The sequence below is a fragment of the Guptibacillus hwajinpoensis genome (assembly GCF_001039475.1).
GTDB lineage: Bacteria > Bacillota > Bacilli > Bacillales > Guptibacillaceae > Guptibacillus > Guptibacillus hwajinpoensis.
In genome coordinates this window covers 1,490,661-1,511,316 of record NZ_LELK01000001.1, presented here as the reverse complement: position 1 = coordinate 1,511,316, position 20,656 = coordinate 1,490,661, and the positions used below count along the sequence as shown (strand labels likewise).

The 20,656-nt window shown below is 39.1% G+C and carries 23 protein-coding genes and 1 other RNA gene; 15 read left to right on the top strand and 9 right to left on the bottom strand.

Going from position 1 to position 20,656, the window contains the following annotated elements:
- Nucleotides 1-286: 286 nt before the first annotated feature.
- Complete coding sequence (locus AB986_RS07605; protein ID WP_048310260.1) at nt 287-1,735, bottom strand: SulP family inorganic anion transporter; 1,449 nt, start codon at nt 1,733-1,735, stop codon at nt 287-289.
- Nucleotides 1,736-2,090: 355 nt separating this feature from the next.
- Between AB986_RS07605 and AB986_RS07595 the strand changes: the two genes are divergently transcribed.
- Both AB986_RS07595 and AB986_RS22565 read left to right on the top strand, forming a co-directional pair.
- Nucleotides 2,091-2,282, top strand: coding sequence for a helix-turn-helix domain-containing protein (locus AB986_RS07595; protein WP_048310258.1), 192 nt, complete (start codon nt 2,091-2,093; stop codon nt 2,280-2,282).
- Nucleotides 2,283-2,520: 238 nt separating this feature from the next.
- Nucleotides 2,521-2,685, top strand: a complete 165-nt coding sequence (locus AB986_RS22565) for a glycine zipper domain-containing protein (RefSeq protein WP_169749933.1) — start codon at nt 2,521-2,523, stop codon at nt 2,683-2,685.
- Between the two features lie 61 nt (nt 2,686-2,746).
- On the opposite strand, the gene AB986_RS07585 is transcribed toward AB986_RS22565, so the two are convergent.
- Nucleotides 2,747-3,493: a MerR family transcriptional regulator gene (locus AB986_RS07585; protein WP_048310256.1), complete on the bottom strand. Its 747-nt coding sequence runs from the start codon at nt 3,491-3,493 to the stop codon at nt 2,747-2,749.
- Between the two features lie 198 nt (nt 3,494-3,691).
- Here AB986_RS07585 and AB986_RS07580 point away from each other — a divergent pair, with 198 nt between their 5' ends.
- The 4 genes from AB986_RS07580 to AB986_RS07565 all read left to right on the top strand — a co-directional run bounded on the left by AB986_RS07580 (nt 3,692) and on the right by AB986_RS07565 (nt 6,808).
- Nucleotides 3,692-4,594, top strand: coding sequence for an alpha/beta fold hydrolase (locus AB986_RS07580; RefSeq protein ID WP_048310255.1), 903 nt, complete (start codon nt 3,692-3,694; stop codon nt 4,592-4,594).
- Nucleotides 4,595-4,616: 22 nt separating this feature from the next.
- Nucleotides 4,617-5,177, top strand: a complete 561-nt coding sequence (locus AB986_RS07575; RefSeq protein WP_048310254.1) for a maltose acetyltransferase domain-containing protein — start codon at nt 4,617-4,619, stop codon at nt 5,175-5,177.
- Between the two features lie 202 nt (nt 5,178-5,379).
- The gene (locus AB986_RS07570; protein ID WP_048310253.1) at nt 5,380-6,507 is read left to right on the top strand and encodes a sensor histidine kinase; all 1,128 of its coding nucleotides are present in this window, start codon (nt 5,380-5,382) and stop codon (nt 6,505-6,507) included.
- 85 nt (nt 6,508-6,592) lie between these two features.
- The gene (locus AB986_RS07565; RefSeq protein ID WP_048310252.1) at nt 6,593-6,808 is read left to right on the top strand and encodes a hypothetical protein; all 216 of its coding nucleotides are present in this window, start codon (nt 6,593-6,595) and stop codon (nt 6,806-6,808) included.
- 123 nt (nt 6,809-6,931) lie between these two features.
- On the opposite strand, the gene AB986_RS22320 is transcribed toward AB986_RS07565, so the two are convergent.
- Nucleotides 6,932-7,108, bottom strand: coding sequence for a hypothetical protein (locus AB986_RS22320; protein WP_161797349.1), 177 nt, complete (start codon nt 7,106-7,108; stop codon nt 6,932-6,934).
- A gap of 318 nt (nt 7,109-7,426) precedes the next feature.
- Here AB986_RS22320 and AB986_RS22680 point away from each other — a divergent pair, with 318 nt between their 5' ends.
- The 4 genes from AB986_RS22680 (at nt 7,427) to asnB (ending at nt 11,053) form a co-directional block, all read left to right on the top strand.
- Nucleotides 7,427-8,032, top strand: coding sequence for a peroxiredoxin (locus tag AB986_RS22680; protein ID WP_394172986.1), 606 nt, complete (start codon nt 7,427-7,429; stop codon nt 8,030-8,032).
- Nucleotides 8,033-8,153: 121 nt separating this feature from the next.
- Nucleotides 8,154-8,555, top strand: coding sequence for a class I SAM-dependent methyltransferase (locus AB986_RS07550; protein ID WP_053216074.1), 402 nt, complete (start codon nt 8,154-8,156; stop codon nt 8,553-8,555).
- A gap of 48 nt (nt 8,556-8,603) precedes the next feature.
- A complete protein-coding gene (locus tag AB986_RS22315; RefSeq protein ID WP_161797348.1) occupies nt 8,604-8,759 on the top strand; it encodes a hypothetical protein in 156 nt (51 codons plus the stop codon).
- Nucleotides 8,760-9,145: 386 nt separating this feature from the next.
- A complete protein-coding gene (gene asnB, locus AB986_RS07545; protein WP_048310249.1) occupies nt 9,146-11,053 on the top strand; it encodes an asparagine synthase (glutamine-hydrolyzing) in 1,908 nt (635 codons plus the stop codon).
- Nucleotides 11,054-11,208: 155 nt separating this feature from the next.
- Here the strand turns inward: asnB and AB986_RS07540 are convergent, their stop codons facing one another.
- Nucleotides 11,209-12,594: a DUF2254 domain-containing protein gene (locus tag AB986_RS07540; protein WP_048310248.1), complete on the bottom strand. Its 1,386-nt coding sequence runs from the start codon at nt 12,592-12,594 to the stop codon at nt 11,209-11,211.
- 217 nt (nt 12,595-12,811) lie between these two features.
- On the opposite strand from AB986_RS07540, the gene AB986_RS07535 reads away from it, so the two are divergent.
- The 5 genes from AB986_RS07535 (at nt 12,812) to ssrS (ending at nt 15,640) form a co-directional block, all read left to right on the top strand.
- Nucleotides 12,812-13,288, top strand: a complete 477-nt coding sequence (locus AB986_RS07535) for a CBO0543 family protein (RefSeq protein ID WP_048310247.1) — start codon at nt 12,812-12,814, stop codon at nt 13,286-13,288.
- A gap of 68 nt (nt 13,289-13,356) precedes the next feature.
- Nucleotides 13,357-13,683 carry a DUF3889 domain-containing protein gene (locus AB986_RS07530; protein ID WP_048310246.1) on the top strand — a complete coding sequence of 109 codons (327 nt, stop codon included), beginning with the start codon at nt 13,357-13,359 and terminating at the stop codon, nt 13,681-13,683.
- 143 nt (nt 13,684-13,826) lie between these two features.
- A complete protein-coding gene (locus AB986_RS07525; RefSeq protein WP_048310245.1) occupies nt 13,827-14,123 on the top strand; it encodes a hypothetical protein in 297 nt (98 codons plus the stop codon).
- 305 nt (nt 14,124-14,428) lie between these two features.
- Nucleotides 14,429-15,343 carry an AEC family transporter gene (locus AB986_RS07520; protein ID WP_048310244.1) on the top strand — a complete coding sequence of 305 codons (915 nt, stop codon included), beginning with the start codon at nt 14,429-14,431 and terminating at the stop codon, nt 15,341-15,343.
- A 113-nt stretch (nt 15,344-15,456) separates the two neighbouring features.
- A non-coding RNA gene (ssrS, locus tag AB986_RS21535) (6S RNA) lies at nt 15,457-15,640 on the top strand.
- A 160-nt stretch (nt 15,641-15,800) separates the two neighbouring features.
- Here ssrS and splB read toward each other — a convergent pair.
- The 5 genes from splB to AB986_RS07495 form a co-directional block, all read right to left on the bottom strand.
- Entirely contained in the window at nt 15,801-16,829 is a 1,029-nt protein-coding gene (splB, locus tag AB986_RS07515) for a spore photoproduct lyase (protein ID WP_048310243.1), read from the bottom strand.
- 13 nt (nt 16,830-16,842) lie between these two features.
- Complete coding sequence (locus AB986_RS07510) at nt 16,843-17,100, bottom strand: transcriptional regulator SplA domain-containing protein (RefSeq protein WP_048310242.1); 258 nt, start codon at nt 17,098-17,100, stop codon at nt 16,843-16,845.
- Nucleotides 17,101-17,536: 436 nt separating this feature from the next.
- A complete protein-coding gene (locus tag AB986_RS07505; RefSeq protein WP_236690318.1) occupies nt 17,537-17,782 on the bottom strand; it encodes a hypothetical protein in 246 nt (81 codons plus the stop codon).
- Entirely contained in the window at nt 17,775-18,974 is a 1,200-nt protein-coding gene (locus AB986_RS07500) for a Ger(x)C family spore germination protein (protein ID WP_048310240.1), read from the bottom strand. Before AB986_RS07500 ends, AB986_RS07505 begins: the two co-directional genes overlap by 8 nt.
- A 26-nt stretch (nt 18,975-19,000) precedes the next feature.
- Nucleotides 19,001-20,587, bottom strand: coding sequence for a spore germination protein (locus tag AB986_RS07495; RefSeq protein ID WP_048310239.1), 1,587 nt, complete (start codon nt 20,585-20,587; stop codon nt 19,001-19,003).
- Between the last annotated feature and the right edge of the window lie 69 nt (nt 20,588-20,656).

Genomic DNA, 20,656 nt, shown 5'->3' with positions numbered 1-20,656 from the left:
TCGAATGAGCCAAAAATCGAGAAATCAACAATATGAGCTAACATAGCCTTTTTGAAAGAGGTTTTTGTGTAAAAAACGAGACTAACTGATTGGAGCGGAAGGATGCTCGACTCCTGCGGGACTAGCGGGACAGGTGAGACCCCACAGGCGCAATTTTTTAGTGCGCCGAGGAGGCTCACCGCCCGCCCCGCGGAAAGCGAGCATCCTGGAGCGGAAATTACCACCATTTACGAAAACAGCCAACTAAAAAGCAAGCCACAACTATCTGTAGCTTGCTTTTTTGACCTTATTTATTATAAACCGCTAATCGGTCTATTAACTGAGAACTTTCCTGATTCACACCAGTTATTTCAACTTCAATATCATTTTGCCTGAACTTCGAAACAACCTTATCAACTGCTCCAACACCTGAATCGTCCCAAACATGAGCGTTTGATAGATCAATTTCTACCCGTTCAACTGAGTCTTTATAATCAAAGCCATTCACTAACTCAGTAACGGAAGCGAAAAACAGTTGACCGTGAACATGGTAGATTTTCTTTTGCGTGTACTCATCTACTTTTTCATCAATGTGCACTTTTGAAATCTTCGATGCGAAGAAGAGAGCACTTAAGATAACACCTGCGAACACACCTTTTGATAAATCGTGTGTTGTGACAACAGTCACGACGGTTACAACCATAACGGCAGCATCAGAACGCGGCATTTTGTGAAGATTTCTAACGGATGACCAATCGAATGTACCGATTGATACCATAATCATAACGCCTACAAGTGCAGCCATTGGGATCTTAACGAGAAGATCGTTCAGTACGAGAATAAGGAACATCAGAAATACACCTGCAACAAGTGTAGAAAGACGACCACGACCACCAGATTTCACGTTAATAACAGACTGTCCAATCATTGCACAGCCGGCCATTCCGCCGAAAAATCCAGCAACAACGTTGGCCGTACCCTGGCCTTTAGCTTCTCTATTTTTATCACTATCTGTATCTGTTAAATCATCTACAATCTGAGCTGTTAAGAATGTCTCTAGTAGTCCAACGATGGCTAAAGCCATTGAATATGGAAAAATAATTGCAAGCGTTTCGAAATTCAACGGAATGCTTGGAATTAAGAATAATGGAAGAGCCTGTGTTAATTCACCCATATCGCCTACAGTTCTTACACCACTACCTGTCATAATTGCAACGATTGTAATGACGACAATTGCAATTAATGGTGAAGGCAAAGCTTTCGTAAATCGTGGAATAATGTAAATGATAGCAAGCGCTCCTGCGACCATTGCGTACATTGGCCATGATTCACCAGCAAAGTGAGGCAGTTGAGATGTGAAGATTAGAATACCTAGTGCATTTACGAAACCAACCATAACGGAGCGTGGTATGAATTTCATAAAACGCGCTAATTTAAAAACGCCAAGTAGGAATTGAATGATTCCGGTTAGGATCGTAGCAGCAAGTAAATACTGGAGACCATGATCGGCGACAAGTGTAACCATTAAGAGCGCCATCGCTCCGGTAGCTGCGGAAATCATCCCTGGTCTACCACCAACAAAAGCTATGACAACAGCAATACAGAAGCTCGCATACAAACCAACCATTGGATCGACACCTGCGATAATGGAAAATGCGATTGCTTCTGGAATTAAGGCAAGTGCGACAACGATTCCGGCGAGCGTATCGTTTTTCACATTCCCAAACCAGTTTTCTTTAATTGAAGTTAAATTCAATGTGGCACCTCTTTCTAACTCTAGTATTGTGATGACTTCTAACTCTCATAGAAGTCGGGTCCGTTTACAACAAGATGAATTCTAGCATAGAATCTATGAAAATAAAAGTTCTTATGTAAGCCTACATCAATGCGTTTTTCCTTTAATTTGCTTTCTTTATCTCCTATATTCTTTAATTTTCTTTTTGATAATTTTGCTTGATTGGAATTCAATGCAACCATTTATATTCATTTTTAACCTATTTAACTATTATTTGATATAACCTGTTATAATGAGTTATCTTATTGTTAGAGTGATCTTCACGAGGAAATAAATTTTGTTAGACTAAGAAGATAGAGTGATAAGGGGCGATACAATGGATAGTGAGCATCATGATATAATGACGATCTCTCAAGTAGCCAAATACTTTCAAATAAGTGAAATGACCACATATAAGCTCGTTCAGGATGGTAAAATTCCTGCTTTCAAAATTGGTAGTCACTGGCGAATCCAGAAATCGGATCTTACCGACTTAATTCAAAAGCTTAAAAATGGTGAACGGATCTAAAGAAAAGTGGAAAGGCGTTTACGTAAAGAACCCCGATCGTCGATACGATCGGGGTTCTTTTTTCAAGCCATTTATTTCCTCAGGAATGTTTCCACAAAAGTAAATAAAGCAACCATCATAGCTTTAGCTCCTATTTATGTGAACGGTAACATGATTGTTTCTGGTGAAACATTTTGCTTCTTTTATCGTAACCCATACTAATAGAACCATATTCTTATTTGAAGGAGTGAGGTTTAGGTTGGAAAAGAAGCGGACCAAAAACAATGGGTTCGGAGTAGCGATTGGAACCGGAGTTGCGATCGGTGCTGGTGTCGGTGTAGCTTTAGACAGTATTGCGTTAGGTATAGCCATTGGAATAGCGCTCGGCGTATCATTTTATAACGGTAAAGGAAAGAAAGAATAAAGTGAAACATCTCAACCTTTTTAAAGTTGAGATGTTTTTTTGTGGATTTGATCTTGCCCCTCTATTTTCTTGAATCCGCATAAATCGCCATCGCTTGCTTCATGAACTTTGCAAGTCCGGCGCCAAACCGATCAATGTTTTTTGTGAAGCGCTCATCATCTACATACATTTGCCCAAGATTTTTAAAGGCATCAAGCGTATAGGTATAGCCGAAATTCGCGTTAAGGTACTCATACCATTCATGAATTGCTTCTTGAGCTTCTTTCGAAGTTGAGGGACCGTGGCGTAAGGAGGCGAGCTTTTTGTATAATTCATCAAAGGTCTGACTGAGCTCTTTTCTTTCATCTTTATTCAGCTTAGCAAGTTTTTTACTTGAACGGTCGATTGCTTCATCGCCGTATCGTTTGCGTGCTTCTTCTTCAAATGGATTTTGAGCGAAATCAAAGCCTTCAAACTTCTCTTTGTCTGTCATATTAATTTCCCCTTTCGCATGTTGAATGGATTTGTCGATTGTATTGATCATCGACATGATGCGCTGTTGTTTTTCAAGTAGGATTGCTTTCTGGTATTCCAAAGCTTCGATCCGATTGAATTCTGGATGCTCCAAAATCTCTTTGATTTTCTTAAGTGGAATGTCGAGCGCTTTTAAAAAAAGAATTTGTTGAAGTTTTTCAAGGTCGCTTGCGGAATACAGGCGATATCCAGCTTCTGTCGTCTTCGGAGTTAATAAATCAATTTCATCATAGTAATGAAGAGTGCGAACGCTAACACCTGTTAATTCTGCAACTTCTTTCACTTGTTTAGTCATCGGGTGCGCCTCCTTTCAATAGTAACGATAATGGATCACGTAACGTAAGAGTCAATACTCAAAAATACAGATTGCTAGTGTTAGGGAACTAATTGAGTTCTTAATCGTAGAAAGTAGTAGAGATGTCGCACTAGTTATATTATAAAGCGGGTATAGAAAAGAAAAAGAAACACTAACAAGTATTTAGAGGAGGGTAATATGCAAGAAAAGTCGATAACGTTAGAGGATGGACGGAAACTAGGGTATTGGACTTATGGTGATCCGACTGGGATACCGGTTCTGCTTTTTCATGGAACGCCGGGATCACGGGTATGGTTTAAAAGTGATGATTCACAGGCAAAAGCTATGGGGATCTATTTAATCACAACCGATCGACCTGGTTACGGATTGTCAGAATTTCAGAAAAACAGAACCATTTTAGACTGGGCATTAGATATTGAAGAGCTGACGACATATCTTGGTTTAGTTAGCTTTTCTGTTCTAGGTGTATCAGGCGGAGGAGCTTTTGCCGCAGCTTGTGCCTATGCGATGCCCGAACGTGTTCAGAAAACAGCACTTGTCTCCTCAGCGGCTCCATTTCCAGAAGGAAAAGCACCTAAAGATATGGCGAAAGAAAACAGGAGGGCTTTTTTTCTTACAAAATATTTTCCCTGGCTTATGAAACGAGCGAATCTTGCTCAAAAGAAGGTGCTTGAGAAAGATCCAGATAAGTATATTAAATCTATACTTAAAGGTAATCATCCCCATCTTGCTGAGTGGGATCGAACGCTTCTTAAAGATAAAGAACTTGTCGAGTTAAGTCTCTACCACGCAAAGGAAGCTTATAGGCAAGGCGTGGAAGGAGTACTATATGAAACGAATCTATTAGCTAAAGACTGGGGATTTGATGTGAACGAAATTAATGGTCCAGTGCGTATCTGGCACGGTGAAAAAGATACGCTTTCACCTGTGGGGGAAGTGACGAAATTAGCGCAACGGCTACCGTCTTGTGAGGTCTCTTTAATTCCAGAAGGTGGTCATTTTTTAACGGAGAATGAAGAGTTGTGGATAGATATGTTAGCGTATTTAAAGGATTGGAAAGCAAGTGTAGTACTGACATAAGGTATGGATAGGAGTGGGACTTGTGAGAACAGAAAAAGAAAAAATGATAAACGGTGATCTTTATGAACCAGTTGATGAAGAATTGATGAAGGACCGTCTCCACGCTCGTAAATTAACGCGGTTATTCAATCAAACGATTGAAACAGATATAGAGAAGAGAACCAATCTATTGAAAGAACTGCTTGGTGGAGCGAAAGATAATGTCTACATTGAACCAAACTTCAAATGCGATTATGGATACAACATTCATGTTGGCGAGAATTTCTTCGCGAATTTCGACTGTATCATGCTTGATATTTGTCCGATTCGATTTGGCGACAACTGTATGTTAGGTCCAGGCGTTCATATCTATTCAGCGACACACCCATTGCATCCTGATGAACGAAATTCAGGTAAAGAATATGGTGAACCTGTCACAATAGGTGACAACGTCTGGATAGGGGGAGGCGCAATTATTAACCCTGGAGTGACGATCGGGGATAATGTTGTTGTAGGGGCAGGAGCAGTTGTTACAAAAAACGTACAGTCTAATGTTGTGATTGGTGGAAATCCTGCAAGAGTGATAAAGCAACTAGTCGTATAACGATGTAGTGATTAGATCGATCTCAGAGCAACAATATCGCTTGTTTTGAAGAAAGAGGTATTTAGGACTAGTAGGAAAGCGGTGTTTCCAAAATTTATAGTTTGATATATCTATTAACCTAATTTGGTTTCCTGTTATACTTGTGACAGATAGTAAAACCTTACATATACATTCACAGCACTTGTGAAAGGGGGAACACCTTATGTCTGTACGCGAGCAATTACTTGAATACTTAGATGACAACCTCGAAAGGTATTTGGAAAATTGGAAGTCTAAAATCCGAATATCAGATACTGATGTCCATCAGGATAAAGTAGAAGAGAACGGTGTCATGATGTATCGCCTTGTTCAAAAAAATATAGAAGCCCCTATTTGCTTGGATAGAATAATTGCTCTTGCTAAGAAAGTAGCACTTGAGCGAGTAGAAGCAAACGTTAACATCGGAGACTTTATCTACAACGTTAATGCTGGAAGAAGCGTTTTGATGAAGCATATGACATATGCAGGGATTGAAGTAAGCGAATTGCAAAGTATTTTGGACTCGATTAATGAGTTGTTTGATCAATTTTCTTATCATGCTGTTTCTGAATACACGAGAATGAAGAATAATGAGCTACAAGAGAAGATCTCTTTTATTGATGAAACACATCAGGAAAAGCTGTCCATTCTAGGTCAGATGTCCTCGAGCTTTGTACACGAGTTCAGGAATCCGCTTACGGCTATTATGGGATTTGTGAAGCTACTACAGAAAGAGTATCCGGACTTGGAATACATTGATGTTATTGATCACGAATTACAGCAACTCAATTTTCGTATTTCTCAATTTCTTCATGTTTCAAAGAAGGAGATTGATGTAGGGTCCCTTGAATGGTTGGAAGTAAAAACTATTCTAGTGGGAATTATAGACTTTATTTATCCGAGTATAGTGGATTGTGATGTTGAAATACATAATAATATTCCAGCTAATTTGAATGTCTTTGGTCAACAAGATAAATTAAGGCAAGTTTTCTTAAACATTATGATGAACTCGATCGATGCCCTGAAAGAAACGCCTGGTCCAAGACGAATCGAGTTACATTGTGATCAAGATGAAGAAATGGTGAATATCTACCTTACAAATAATGGTCCAAGAATTCCAGCTGAAACACTAAAAACAATCTTTGAGCCTTTCTATACAACAAAGGAACTTGGAACAGGAATTGGTTTATACGTATGTAGAAAAATCATTCAGAATCATCAAGGTAGGATTAGTTGCCATTCGAATGATGAGTACACAACGTTCAAAGTGAGCCTACCGCTAGCGGAAAAACTTTCGATTGAACAGGCATAATCCTTCAGGGTTGCTTTGCTTAAAGATATCCTATTATAATAAGCATACTTAATTAATAAAGGATTAAGCGAGTGGAGGGAAAGAGATGGTTACGAAGAACGGTAGTAAGCTGAGTAAGACTTATTTTAAGTCTTATATGCAGCTAGTGATGAGTTCCAGAGAGTTCTCCCTAGATGAAGCAAGAGCATATGCTTTTGCAGAGATTTTTCAAAATGATGAAACAACGAATGGACCCGCCTCCTTCGAACAATTTGAACTGGCTTATGAGGAAATGGTTGCTGAGCAAGATTTATCGAATTAAATGTAGCGAAGGGTGAAAGAGAGCCTTTAAATAGTCTCTTTTTTTTGAATTCATTGTGTCTAACTCTTTAATCTGATAAATGGTGCAGAAATAAAAAAGGCAGGTAAGCACCTGCCCTTTTAGCTAAAGCATTTTATATTCTTCGTGTCTGACAACCACACGCTTTTCTTCGTCTTCTCCGTATTCTTCCCATTCAGCAACAATGGTGTTGTTTAATAAACTAACGACCTTAGCTTTGCGATCATCGATTTCAACGACACTACCGATTTCAGGGAGAATGATTTCCTGTTCTTCCTCCATGTAAATCCCTCTTTTCTCTTTAAACTGATTTATATAATAACATAATTTATTTCGGTTTCCTAATAATCCGAGGTATTTTGCTGACATTTTTCAGGTGAAATCTCGTCATAATGAAGCGCTTACGAACATAATGTGAATTATAGCCTATTCTCTCCCCCCTCTTCTTGAGGGGATTTTTTGTTATGGAAGTGTTTTATGAAAATTTTATTAGGTAGCTCATAAGTCAATTCTATTAGAGAAACAGCGCACCACAAAAAGAAGGAAACAGGCAATATGCTGGTTGATTGCTCATATACTGCTCTGAAAAGAGGTGAGACAGTGGAGAATGATCAGAAAAGACCAGACAAACTACCTAACTGTGCTCAAACAACCGATCTGGCCCCTTCCTTCCGAGCACAGGCATATGATCCAATTGATAAAGAAATAAAAGAAGTAAGTCTTGAAGATTATCGAGGGAAATGGGTAATTCTCTTTTTCTACTCTAGTGACTTTACATTTGTTTGACCGACAGAACTTGCAGCGGTCGCTGCTATTTATCCTCAGTTGAAGGCGATGAATACAGAAGTATTGGGAATTAGCACCGATAGTGTTTATGCTCATAAAGTGTTTACGGAAGTATCTCCTGCTGCGTCAAAGGTGAACTATCCACTTGTGAGTGATCGAAATCACTATATCAGTAGAGCTTACCGAATACTTAATGAGCATTCAGGTGCTACTTATCGTGGAACAGTCATTGTCGATCCAGAAGGAATCATCGTGACAAAAATGGTTTACCCGGTTGAAGTGGGACGGAATGTTTATGAGATTTTACGATTAATGCAAGGGTTACAATATAGTGAAAAAACAGGTCAAGGAATTCCTGCTAATTGGGTTCCAGGACAGCCTGGAATTATACGAAACACGCTATATATTGGGAGGATATGAAAGCTGCGGAGTATATCCGCAGCTTTCTTTAGGTTAGAGATATTTACAGAGCTTCTCTAAATTGGCGATGTTATAGTAAAGGCAAATACCTGAGAATAGATAATAGGAAAGGAAGTGCGCAATGAACCCTTCTAAACAAGCGAAAATATTCGATAAACATGCAAGGTTGTATGAGAAGCGTAGAAATAAATCTACGATTGATACAAAGTTCCGTAAGAAATTACTAGCAAGTGCAAGTGGCAACATTCTTGAAGTATCTGCTGGCACAGGAACAAATTTTCCACTATATCGCAACGTAACGTCATTAACTGCGGTTGATTTCAGTACAGAAATGGTCCGGTATGCTAAAGAAGCAGCTAAAGAAGTTTCGTTCGATTGCACTGTGATCCAAGAAGATGTTGAGAAAGTTGTATTTCAAGAGAATCAGTTCGATACCATTGTCTCAACACTTTCCATGTGCTCGTACCCTCATCCGGACTTTGTTCTTGAGCAAATGGGACAGTGGTGCAAACCAGATGGATAGATCCTTTTATTCGAACACGGTATTAGTTCAAATAAAGTAGCCGCAGGCTTGCAAGAAAAACTAGACCCATTGTTTTCTCAAAAGATTGGTTGTCATCTTGATCGCGATATTATTGGAAAAGTAAATGAAAGGTTTGAAGTAACGAGAGTAGACAGTCATCTGATGGGAATTTTCCACCTCATTTGGGCAACACCATTCAAATAAAAGCGGATCAGTTAATGGAATATTTTTATTTAGAGTAAAAAGAATCCAGCAAAAAAATGTCTAGTTAAGTCGATTGGTGTCTTATTCTGAAAAGGTGTTACGAGTAGGAAATTAATGTGATTTAATAGAAGTGATTGATGGAAAAGAAATGTCAGTCTATACATACTGCATTCAACGAACAGTTATCTGAATCAAATATTAAAGGTACACAGTAAATAACAACAAGATTAATGGATTTACAAAAATAAATAAATTCTCTCTAGTAAACTAAATTTGGACTACATAACTTCCATCAAGGCAATAAGTATTGTAACAATTTAGTTACATTATTATTACAAAAGTGTTACGATATACTTATTATTCCAAATGAAAGTGTGGCTGCTATTATGTGTGGTTTTGTTGGAGTGTTACGTACAGAACTAGGGAATTACGATCACAAAGATTGCTCTGATTTCGTACGAAGAAATCAAGTTATTACACATAGAGGTCCTGATGATGAAGGGTATTATACAGATGAATCTATATCTCTTGGATTTCGAAGGTTAAGTATTATCGATCTTGAAAGTGGTCATCAGCCCTATCATTATGAAAATGAACGATATTGGATGGTATTTAATGGCGAAGTGTACAATTACGTTGAACTTCGTGAACAGTTGAGGAAAGAAGGCTTTACGTTCCAGACGGAATCTGACACGGAAGTCGTCCTTAGTCTTTTTATTCACAAAGGAGAGAAAGCGTTTACGGATTTACGCGGCATGTTTTCGATTCTAATTTGGGACAAGCTTGAGAAAAAATTGGTTGGAGCTCGTGATCCATTCGGCATTAAACCGCTATACTACAAGCAAGATGAAGATGAGATCATCTTTGCCTCTGAGAAAAAGAGTATTTCACTCGTCGAAGAATTCGAGAAGGTGAACCCAGCGGCATTGCAGCACTATTTAAGCTTTCAATATGTACCAGAGCCGTTCACGATGACAGAAGGCATTAAGAAGGTTGAACCCGGTTATTATTTTGTTAAGAAACAGAATGAACCAATCCTTTTTAAACGATATTTTCATGCTACATTTAGTCCAATCACAACCGAGCGTAATTGGATTAAATCAATTCGCGATGTTCTATATGATTCAGTTAACGTTCATATGCGAAGCGACGTACCTGTAGGGTCTTTCTTGTCAGGAGGAATTGATTCTTCCATCATTGTATCAATGGCGAAAAAGGTGAACCCACAAATTAAAACATTCTCTGTAGGATTCGAGCATGAAGGGTATTCAGAAGTGGATGTGGCGAAAGAAACAGCTGATAAGTTAGACGTTCCGAATTATTCTTATATGATATCAGCAAAGGAATATGTGCAGAAGCTTCCTAAAATCATGTGGCACATGGACGATCCACTTGCAGATCCTGCTTGTGTCCCACTTTATTTCGTTGCAAGAGAGGCACGTAAGCACGTGACAGTTGTTCTTTCTGGGGAGGGAGCAGATGAACTCTTCGGTGGTTACAACATCTACCGTGAGCCGAGTTCTCTCCGTTACTTTAACCCAATGCCTACGATCATGAAACGCGTGTTTAATCAAGTTGCAAGCGTCCTTCCAGAAGGCATGAGAGGGAAAAGTTTCCTTGAACGAGGATCAACGCCACTTTCCGAGCGTTACATTGGAAATGCAAAGATGTTTGAAGAGAAAGAGAAAGAGCAGTTGCTTACTACTTATTTTGAGAATGAGAATTATCAGAAAATCACGAAGCCATTCTATCAAAACGTTAAGCGTCAAGATCCTGTAAATCAGATGCAGTACGTTGATATTCAAACGTGGTTACGTGGGGATATTCTATTAAAAGCGGATAAGATGACGATGGCGAATGCTCTTGAGCTTCGTGTTCCATTTCTTGATAAAGAAGTATTTCGTGTAGCGCGCGAAATTCCGATACGTGAGAAGATCAATGATGGGACAACAAAGTCCATTCTTAGAAAAGCAGTTCGTGGAATCGTTCCTGATCACGTTCTAGATCGGAAGAAGCTTGGCTTCCCAGTGCCGATTCGTCTCTGGTTGAAAAACGAACTATACGAATGGGCTAATCAGTTGATCCATGTTAGTGAAACCGATTACTTAATTAACAAAACTTATGTGAAGAATTTATTAGATGCACACGCAGCAGGAAAAGGTGATTATTCTCGTAAAATATGGACTGTGCTCATTTTTATGCTTTGGCATCAAATTTACGTAGAGAATATTTATTCTTCAGAAGAACTGCGATTAGAAGATGAAATTGTAAGCAAAGTAGCTGCATATCGCTAATAGAAAAGGTGACCACGATGGTCACCTTTTTGTTATTGATATAGGTTCTTTTAAAAGCTTTTAAAAGGATTTTTGTATACAGAACCACACTTAGCAAATTGCAGCGGAAATTAACCATTTCTTATTGAATCATTGTATACGAAAAGAGCTTTGATTTAAGAATGCTTTTTTTCAATGTTGAGTAGGCGTTTTTTAATTGGCTCATAGTCTTGTTGGTGATTCGTAAAGACGGCTAGATCGTAAAGTTTCTTTAATAGATAGTCACGATCAAGTTCATAAATGAATTGTTTCGGGATATGATCTGTGGAGTTTTTCGCAAAGTCCCATACCATATCTAGCCTTTCCTCACTAATGGATTGTGCGACCATACTAAGCGCAATAATAATCTCAGTAATAATAGGGTAGTTATCTCCAGCATAATGCCTTAAGTAGCCGAATCCCCTGTATAAGTAGTAGCTGAAGTCTTCGGCATCCATAATGACGCGAACTTGATTGTTTTGATCAGCGAGGTAGGGTGTAAAGGTAATATCTCGTTCAACTTCAAGAAGAAGATCAGCCATCTGATGGATAACGGTGATCGTAGTCTGAGGATCATTGTTTCCAAGCGATTTGACACCAATTTCCGATAGTTTTGTCATCCCCATTTTGATATCTTGAATTTCTGTTTCTTTGTAACCAACTTCAATAAAAGATGTATATTTATCAGGATTAACGCGCTCAGCACCTGGGCCCCAATAAGAAAAGTAGCGATTACCTTTCAGGACATAATCTCCTACTTTGTTATGAAGTTTAATGATTACGTGATCTTTTTTTGCTTCATTAATCATGGACTTAAAATCGATCAGTTGCAGATAGCCAGATTCACGAGCAGTAATGAGTGTTTCCGTCTTTTGTTCCTCTTCCATCAGGTCGTTAGGCTCTTCACAACGAAACTGTTCGAGATCATTTCGTAGTGTTTTTCTAACAATCGAAATCGATTGTTCTTTCATATGTGTTGTAATGTTATGCACTTGCATCCAACTAGTCGCGTGATTCATGAAGAAAATAAAGGTGATGACTGTCACAAAGGCAAGAAATACGGTCATGCCTGGGATTGCTACGAAATATTCATTTTCTTCACTTGTGATAAATAAGAAAACCACAAGAACATAAACAAAGCTAAAATGAAAGATGCCGATAAAATGCTGTGTCGTTCGATCTGCTACGAAGTTCATTAACATTCGAGGTGAGAACTGACCACTAAACGTTGTAAGAACAACGAGTAAGGAGTTGAGTGTAAAGGCGCTGAGTGTTAAGATACCGCCAATTAGAGCGCTAATTAACAGGCGAGTCGGCTGTGCTGATGTATGGAACATTTCAGGAACATAACTTGAAAGTTCAAACACAGTGTCTAAATATAGTGTGATCGCTACGAAAATGAATGATCCGATAATGTAAAGTCCAGGCATATACCATAGCGTAGACTGAAGCTCATGCTTACGGATCCGCCTTGGCATTTCAAAATACTTTCGTAGCTGCCACGGCAGAAGTTTCTTCAACATGGCAGGGGCTCCCTTCTAAGTGTCTCTATAACACTTTAGAATTACCCTTAGGGTTTTTAGTTAAACCGTGATTAATTAATTTTTTAGAAAGTGTTTCATAAAAACCAATATTAGATCAAGTTGCTTATAAAACAGTAGTCTTGTTTGAAATGTATGATTGTGACACATACTTATAGTGATTAAAGAAAAAAACTGTTAATCGCAGTAGGTGATCTAATTGTTAGATGAAAAAACAGTGTTATGGATTTTGGCTGGGGGTGGAATTTGTTTACTCCTATTTAACCTGAGGAAAAGTCCATTCAAAGATCGGTTGATCGTCTTCCTTTTATCGAGTTACTATTCATCCATTCTTGGCATTTTGGTCGTAGGAGAAGGATTGCTGTCTTATCCAGTGAACTTATTTAACAATCAATTTGAGTCCAGCCTGACGTATGAATATATCCTTTTTCCTTTAATCGGTATTTACTATTACCAAACCACCATCACTTCAACATGGAAAGGAATCGTTTGGCAGGCGGTGCTTTATTCGGTGGGAATCACAATAATCGAAGTAATCCTTGAGAAATATACGGGATTTATTAAATATGAGTATTGGAAGTGGACCTATACGTTAGCAAGCACTTTTGGTTTCTTAATTATTGTTCGATACTTAATGAAAATTATTAACTACAAAGATCGACAGCAGCAGAATTAAGCATTATGTATGTTTTGCGCGAATTCTATAAATACTATCTTCAGACAATTGAAAAGGAGGTAGTGTTTTTGAATAGAACGATCATGATTAGCGTGTGTTTGTTTATCAGTTTACTTGTACCGGTATCGTTTGCATCAGCACAAATTCCTTCATACGCAAAATGGGGGAAAACAGCGATTGAAGAAACCACTAAAAAGTATCCCGATCAAAACGTAACGGATTATCGATATGATGGTAAAGTTTTCATATCGGATGTTCGTGAGCAATATGACTTTGAATTTACGTTAAAAAAAGAAGATGGTCAATCGAGAGAAATTAGAGTTTATGTTCTAGTGAACCCTAAGACCGATCAAGTTATTGATGTTAAATACGATGAGATTGAAGAATTCCAATAAACACTGTTTAGGTAGAGGGTTAGCAAATGAGCTGACTCTCTTTTTGTGTAAAAAGGAAAGAAGGATTTTACCGTATTAAATCGAACTTATTTATACTATAGAGAGAAGCAAGACCGATTAGTAAGAGGGAGAGGAGAACCATAATGATTATTAAACGAAAACGAGATGCAGAAGAATTGCTCTCGAATTTCGAAATTGTTGCACATTACGACAAAGAGGGAAACAAACATTACATTGTTTTTGAGGATTTTGTGAGAAATGGACAGTGCACAATTATGAAATATGATGATACATCCTTTTCGATTCATGGTAAAGGTGAAGGTTATTGCGACGAGTATGAACAGTTTATATCAAAAGATGAACTAGCTTCTTATTTATGGAAACATAGAAAAGCAGTGAACCAGTTACTTAGAAGTGTGCAGAAAGAGAGCGTATCTTAAGTGAATTTCCGCTCCAGGATGCTCGCTTTCCGCGGGGAGGCGATGAGCCTCCTCGTCGCTAACGCTCCTGCGGGGTCTCACCTGTCCCGAGTCGAGCATCCTTCCGCTTCAATTAGCTAAATGTGGTTTCGGCTCATTAACATAGTCAAAAAGAAACAGCGGAGTTCTCTAAGAGCTTCAGCTGTATTTTTTATGAAATGAAATGTGTAATATTGAGCAATGACAAGCGGAATGCCTGAATAGATGAATCATTTCATGTAGACTAGAAGAGGTAACCATACTCAGTTAAGAATTGAGGGACGCTTGTGATTGGTGTATTTGTAGATATTATTGTGCCTGTTTTTATCCTAATAGGCATTGGAGTTGTGCTTCATCGTATATTTCATTTCGATTTATACACACTTGCTAAGGTGAATATTTACTTTGTCGTACCTGGATTTATTTTTTTGAAGCTGTATGAAACAGCTTTTTCTTTGTCTCTATTTCTATCAGTGCTTTGGTTTTTCTTAATTCTAATTATTGTTCTCTATTTTATTTCAGCAGGCATCAGTCGTTTATTCCGTTATAGCAAAAGCGTGCGTGCAACTTTTACAAACAGTATCTTATTCTACAACTCTGGAAATTATGGTGTACCTGTTAACGATCTCGTTTTTAAACACGATCCTTTTGCGATGTCGATTCAGGTAATTATCCTTACATTTCAAAACATCTTAACGTTCTCGTGGGGAATCTTCGCGTTAAAGACAGTTGAGGGAAATAAATTAAGTGCTGTGGTTGGTTATTTTAAGATGCCCGTGCTTTATGCAATGATTTTAGGAATTGGCTTCAACCTACTGAACGTTGATGTTCCGGAATTCGTCCTCATTCCTGCGAATTACATAGCAGATGCCATGGTGGCGCTAGCTCTTGTGACGCTTGGTGCACAAGTTGCTCAGCTTCGCTTTGCGAAGAACCTTTCTGTGGTTTATGTTAGCCTCATTCTAAGATTAATTATGGGTCCAGCTATTGCGCTTGCTATTATTTATCTCTTAAGTCTTGATGGGGTTATTGCTAAAGCGCTGCTCATCTCATCCGCAATGCCTACAGCTGTGAATAGTGCAATCATTGCCCAAGAATATGAGAATGAGCCAGAGCTCGCTGCCCAAATTGTGCTCGCTTCAACTGTGTTTAGTATGGTAACGGTGACGGTGGTGATCTCAGTTAGCAGGCTCTTGTTCTAAGATAAGAAAGTTGGAGGAGGGTCAGAGACCGTTTTAAAAATTAAGAGTAAATTGGTAACGTCATCCATTGATTTTCTAATGAAAAAGGTGTAAAGTATGGTCATAAGCAATACCCATTCCTGCAACGCACGTTTACAACGGTTGTCTCAAACCGATGCTAGTTTTCCGGGAACTCTACATCCACCTACTGATAGCAAGCCGGCCTTCTGAGCGGGACGTTAAAGGTAGTTGTGCGGGTACCCACCTGCTTTTACGCGGGCTTTGAGACACTTATAGTGACGACGAAGCGGGTTTGGGTTTATTTTTTTGTTTATTGATCTTCTAAGATTAGAATAGCGTTCGATACATAAATGTAAAAGCACGTGAGGGTGTTAAACCTCACGTGCTTTTTTGCGTTCTAAAAGATTCGACATTGATCGAGTTTATTCGGGTGGTGACAGGCACCCGCTACTCGCTATTACGTAAAGTATTCTAGTTTAGCGTTAGGGAAGAATTTATCGATGTAGCCACCGAGGGTGTCTTTCATATCCTGCTGTTGGTCTTTTTGGTAGACGTATTTTCCGATACCGTATTTACCCCATTTGTACATACGATCTTCTTCTTCCATTTCTAATTTGGACATAGGGTAGTTCTTCTGGATAACGCGCTTCGCAGGCTTGGTGAAGCGGTGTTGAATGAGCTCGAAGGTAAGATCCTTTGTTGCGCTTTTCGGGAGTTTGTCTTCAAGTTTCTCAAATAACTCAAGATATCCTTGTTTCCAGTCATCATATAAATAGATCGGCGCAACGATGAAGCCAAGAGGATAGCCTGCTTCGGCAACTTTTGCTGCTGCTTCAATGCGTTCATCTAGCCTTGATGTCCCAGGCTCAAGGAATTTAATAACATAATCGGCATTCATACTAAATCTGAATCTTGTTCTGCCCTGATGATCTGCATCAAGAAGATGGTCAACATGGGCAAATTTCGTTACAAAGCGTAGACGACCGAAATCAGACTTACCGAAATACTCAATGGCACGCTTAAGCGTATGTGTTAAGTGATCAATACCTACGATGTCAGATGTACAGGACGCTTCAAATCGAGTTGGTTCAGGTGCTCGTTCTTGCATATATTTCTCTGCAGCATCAAAAATGTCTTCTGTGTTTACATACGTTCGTATGTATGGCTTACTTCCCATTGTGGTTTGTAAATAACAGTAATGGCAGTGACCCATACAGCCTGTTGCGAAGGGAATGGCGTATTCAGCAGATGGTTTGGACGTATCGAATTTCAGTGTTTTACGAACGCCGACCACGAGTGTTGATTTGGCAACGCGATACTGCTGAAAGTGATTGTCACCAGGAAGGTTACGTACCTGGTTATGTGAGGTTGTTTCACGAATCTCAATCCCCATTTTAGTGAACTTCTCATGAAGCTCTTTGCCTAATGGATACTCAAGAGCCCGAGGCTCCATATAAACAAGTTGTGGAACGAATGGTTTTACCAATTGTAGTACCCCCTTATTCAGCAGAGCCGAAATATGTGGCGTAGGCTTGTTCAGCTTCAGCCTCTGAATGATAAATAGCAATATCTGAATCAAGCGGATAGTACGTTTCATATAGAAATAGAGCGAGCTGACCAGGTTGGTCTGGGTCATTCACCACAGCTGCTTCTTGTATATTCGCTACATTATACGTGTGTGGATTACGGTACATCACGTACACAATATCACCAGCTTGATAACCTTGAGGCTGTTGAGAAGAATCATAAATATCCATGCATTATCACTCCTTTATTCGCTTCTTCCTCATTGTTCCACAATAGGTGGAATACCTTGCTGGTAAATTCCGCCTATTTTCTTCATATCGAGTGCTTTCCTGCATATAATGTTGCGTTGACTTCATAGTAAGGAGGTGTGTGAAGGTGTGCTAAACTATCTCATGAAACTCTTGCCTTCACTGAGTTTTTGCGACAGAACGTTTTCGCGTTTTAAGGTTTATAGGAGAATGAGGGGTGGCGTCTGGTATAAAGTGTCAGACCGCGTTATGCCGAAAAGGAGTTTATGGGTTAGGGAGATCATAAATTCTGAGGCATATTATGTGTGGAAGAGAGAGGTTCACTAAAGAAATAGCCAAAAGCACAGCAGCTCTTCAGCTTCTGTGCTTTTTTACGACATAATATGACATAAAGCGGGTGGTGACAGGCACTCGCCTACTAGCTCATTAACGCAAACAGAACTTTACTAACGGGTTTATACACGAATGTGATCATGTCCAAAGGATTAGGGATAGGCGCATTCATCGTTTGAGCAATTAAGAGAGAGTATCCAACGAGGAGAAGACTCGAGAATGTCCATAGCTCTTTCTTCTGGTTGCTTTTCTTGAATTTTGGAATTTCAATTACACTGTAAGCGAGAATGATGATTCCAATTAGTAAGACAAACCACATCTTTTTAGTCATCCCCTTTTCTTTGGAAGGATTCTGTAATCGTTCCAAGACGAGGTATGGTTACGTTAACTTCATATTTCACTTCAACTTCTTGGAATGCTTCGTCCCAGTTTTGTTTCATTACTTTCCACTCGCCTGGGTGATTACGATAAAGTAACGTACCGAAGCCAAATATATCACTTTTCAATTCTTTCGCAGCTTTAACCGATTTTACCATTTTATCTTTAACATCATTTTCAACGCTTTCTTCAACTTCTTTAAGATTTTGAGGATTAGTAAGATTTGTTTTACACTCAACATCTCCTACATTACCTTCCATTTGTATAGCTGCTGTAATAGTAGGTATGTGGTTGTTTATTTTACTAGTCAATTTGGTTTTCGTACTAATCACTTCAATTGAAACAGATGCGGCAGAGTTATCAGAACAGGGAACATTGATAATTGTGCTTTTTACATTATCTTGTAAATAATTAAACCCTTTGCTTTCATCTTCAGTGAGCCAACCAACTAGCTTATCTCGTTTGAATACCCCAATATTTGAGATTTGGATTGTAGTAGGTGGATGAACTTTTTCTACGTTACCCATATCCATTCCAATTTCAGGGTCTCCTTTCAGAAGCACTCCTGTTAGAACAGCTTCAACCCCATCACCTACAAGGGTATTAATCAATTCATCTAATTTGACAGTATGCGTTGGAGCCCAATTTTTCTCGGCATTTTCGAGGGAGGAAACCATTTTGCTTGCAGGGATTTTATCCATTGGAGTTAGAACAGTAAGAAGTTCTTCTGCAGTAGTTTCTTTTGCGATAACAAGTAAGAAATCTGTTCGCATTTCATGGTCTCTGGAAAGAAAATCAAGCGTTTTAAGTATGCCGCTTTTTGCCATTTCCTCACCAAAAACGACACTTTGAACGTGGGAGAAATATACTTTTCGAGGTGCTTCTACCGTTAATCTTCGAAATGCTTGAAATAACGTTTCGCCATCTGTTTGATAGGTTGTGACTGCTGTACGACTAGTTGGATTAAAGGAAACAATTTCGGCAGGATTTAATACTTGAACAGATAGGTGATAACCGCTATCGCTTTTATCAATACCGATCGCAGTAGCAATCGCAACCTCATTTAACTCTTTACTACTCCAGCAGCTTGTAAGTGAGAATAAGCACAAAACAAGGGGCGCGAGTCGACAAATAAAACGTTTCATGATCTTATCCACCTTTTCATTAGTGATCATTTCGTATCAGGTTTGGGAGAAGGTGTTTGATTTCGAGTACTATTTTCACTCAAAAATGTAGGACGTGATCGTAAAGCCCATAGAGGAGCTCGAAAGATACCATCTTTTTGATCCTTCATAATAAGTGGAGCCATTGGCGACATGTAAGGCACCCCAAAAGAGCGAAGACTACAAAGGTGTAGAACCATTCCGATAAGCCCTAGAATGATACCAAATAAACCGAAAGTTGCTGCGAGAATCATAAATGGAAACCTTAGGATACGTACAGAGATTGACATGTTAAAGGCTGGCATAACAAAACTACTGATAGCGGTAATCGAAACAACAATAACCATAGCGTTAGAGACAATACCAGCTTCTACTGCAGCCTGTCCTAGAACAAGAGCTCCAACGATTGATATAGCAGAACCAACAGCTCTCGGCATACGGACTCCTGCTTCACGCAATATCTCAAAAGTTAGTTCCATTAGAACCGCTTCAATTAATGCAGGAAAAGGAATTCCTTCTCGTTGCGCTGCGAGACTGATGAGTAGAGGTGTTGGGAGCATCTCTTGATGAAAAGTGGTAACCGCAATATAAGCAGATGGTGTAAGTAAAGCTAGAAAGAACGATAGATAACGAAGGAGTCGAATCAGGATCCCTTCATCAAAGCGTTGGTAATAGTCTTCGCTTGATTGAAAGAACTGAACAAATAATGCAGGAACGAGTAAAGCGAATGGCGTTCCGTCGATAACGATTGCAATCCTACCTTCAAGAATACCTGCAGCAACCGTATCAGGTCTTTCAGAGTTGAAAATCGTTGGGAAGGGGGAATAGGTCCCATCTTGAATCAGTTCTTCGATATTCATGCTCTCTAGAATCCCATCAATATCAATACGGCTAAGTCGCTCTCGTACTTCAACAACTAATTTCGGATCAACTACACCATTCAAATAAATGATAGACACATCTGTGTGAGTTTTTGTTCCAATTTGTTTCGTTTCAATCCATAGGTTTGGGTCTTTAATTTTACGACGGATAAGAGCTGTGTTAGTTCGAAGCGTTTCTGTGAATCCATCTTTCGGTCCTCGAATAACGGTTTGAGATGTTGGCTCATTAACTCCACGATCTTCCCACCCTTTTGAATCAATGGCAACGCCTTCAGTGTCTCCATCAATAAGGATAGCTGTATCACCTGATAGCACATATTGATAGAATGTATCAAAATCACCAATTGGAGTTACTTCGCCAGAAGCGATCGAAAACGTTTTTAGAATCTCCAAACTACTTCGGTTTGTGAAAGCCTTACTCGTTAAGTCGGTGTTTCGTATATCAAGCATTAACGGCTCAATGATAAAATCTTGTACTAGAGTTTTGTCTGCTAAACCGTCCGTATAGAGAACGGCAATGTGCATTGATTCGTTCGTACCTGCTTTAAATTCTCTAACAACAAGATCTGAACTGTCTCCGAGTGTTTTCTTAATTTCGTTTATGTTTTGCTCAAGGCTAGTATGAAAAGGAGTAGAGCTCTCTGAGGTATATCTTGTTTGCTCATTTGAAGTGCGTTTCTTTCTTCGTTCACCTAATTGACGGATACGTTTCATAGCAAAACTCCTCAAACATGGTCTATCAGTTATCTTTTCACCTATTGACTTTTTTATCCTATAAACGAA

What these genes read in the sequence shown, in the direction of transcription:
- AB986_RS07595 (WP_048310258.1), top strand. Translation starts at nt 2,091, where the DNA reads ATGGATAGTGAGCATCATGATATAATGACGATCTCTCAAGTAGCCAAA.
- AB986_RS07585 (WP_048310256.1), bottom strand. Translation starts at nt 3,493, where the DNA reads ATGACTAAACAAGTGAAAGAAGTTGCAGAATTAACAGGTGTTAGCGTT.
- AB986_RS07580 (WP_048310255.1), top strand. Translation starts at nt 3,692, where the DNA reads ATGCAAGAAAAGTCGATAACGTTAGAGGATGGACGGAAACTAGGGTAT.
- AB986_RS07570 (WP_048310253.1), top strand. Translation starts at nt 5,380, where the DNA reads ATGTCTGTACGCGAGCAATTACTTGAATACTTAGATGACAACCTCGAA.
- AB986_RS07565 (WP_048310252.1), top strand. Translation starts at nt 6,593, where the DNA reads ATGGTTACGAAGAACGGTAGTAAGCTGAGTAAGACTTATTTTAAGTCT.
- AB986_RS22320 (WP_161797349.1), bottom strand. Translation starts at nt 7,108, where the DNA reads ATGGAGGAAGAACAGGAAATCATTCTCCCTGAAATCGGTAGTGTCGTT.
- AB986_RS07550 (WP_053216074.1), top strand. Translation starts at nt 8,154, where the DNA reads ATGAACCCTTCTAAACAAGCGAAAATATTCGATAAACATGCAAGGTTG.
- asnB (WP_048310249.1), top strand. Translation starts at nt 9,146, where the DNA reads ATGTGTGGTTTTGTTGGAGTGTTACGTACAGAACTAGGGAATTACGAT.
- AB986_RS07540 (WP_048310248.1), bottom strand. Translation starts at nt 12,594, where the DNA reads ATGTTGAAGAAACTTCTGCCGTGGCAGCTACGAAAGTATTTTGAAATG.
- AB986_RS07525 (WP_048310245.1), top strand. Translation starts at nt 13,827, where the DNA reads ATGATTATTAAACGAAAACGAGATGCAGAAGAATTGCTCTCGAATTTC.
- AB986_RS07510 (WP_048310242.1), bottom strand. Translation starts at nt 17,100, where the DNA reads ATGGATATTTATGATTCTTCTCAACAGCCTCAAGGTTATCAAGCTGGT.
- AB986_RS07505 (WP_236690318.1), bottom strand. Translation starts at nt 17,782, where the DNA reads ATGACTAAAAAGATGTGGTTTGTCTTACTAATTGGAATCATCATTCTC.
- AB986_RS07500 (WP_048310240.1), bottom strand. Translation starts at nt 18,974, where the DNA reads ATGAAACGTTTTATTTGTCGACTCGCGCCCCTTGTTTTGTGCTTATTC.
- AB986_RS07495 (WP_048310239.1), bottom strand. Translation starts at nt 20,587, where the DNA reads ATGAAACGTATCCGTCAATTAGGTGAACGAAGAAAGAAACGCACTTCA.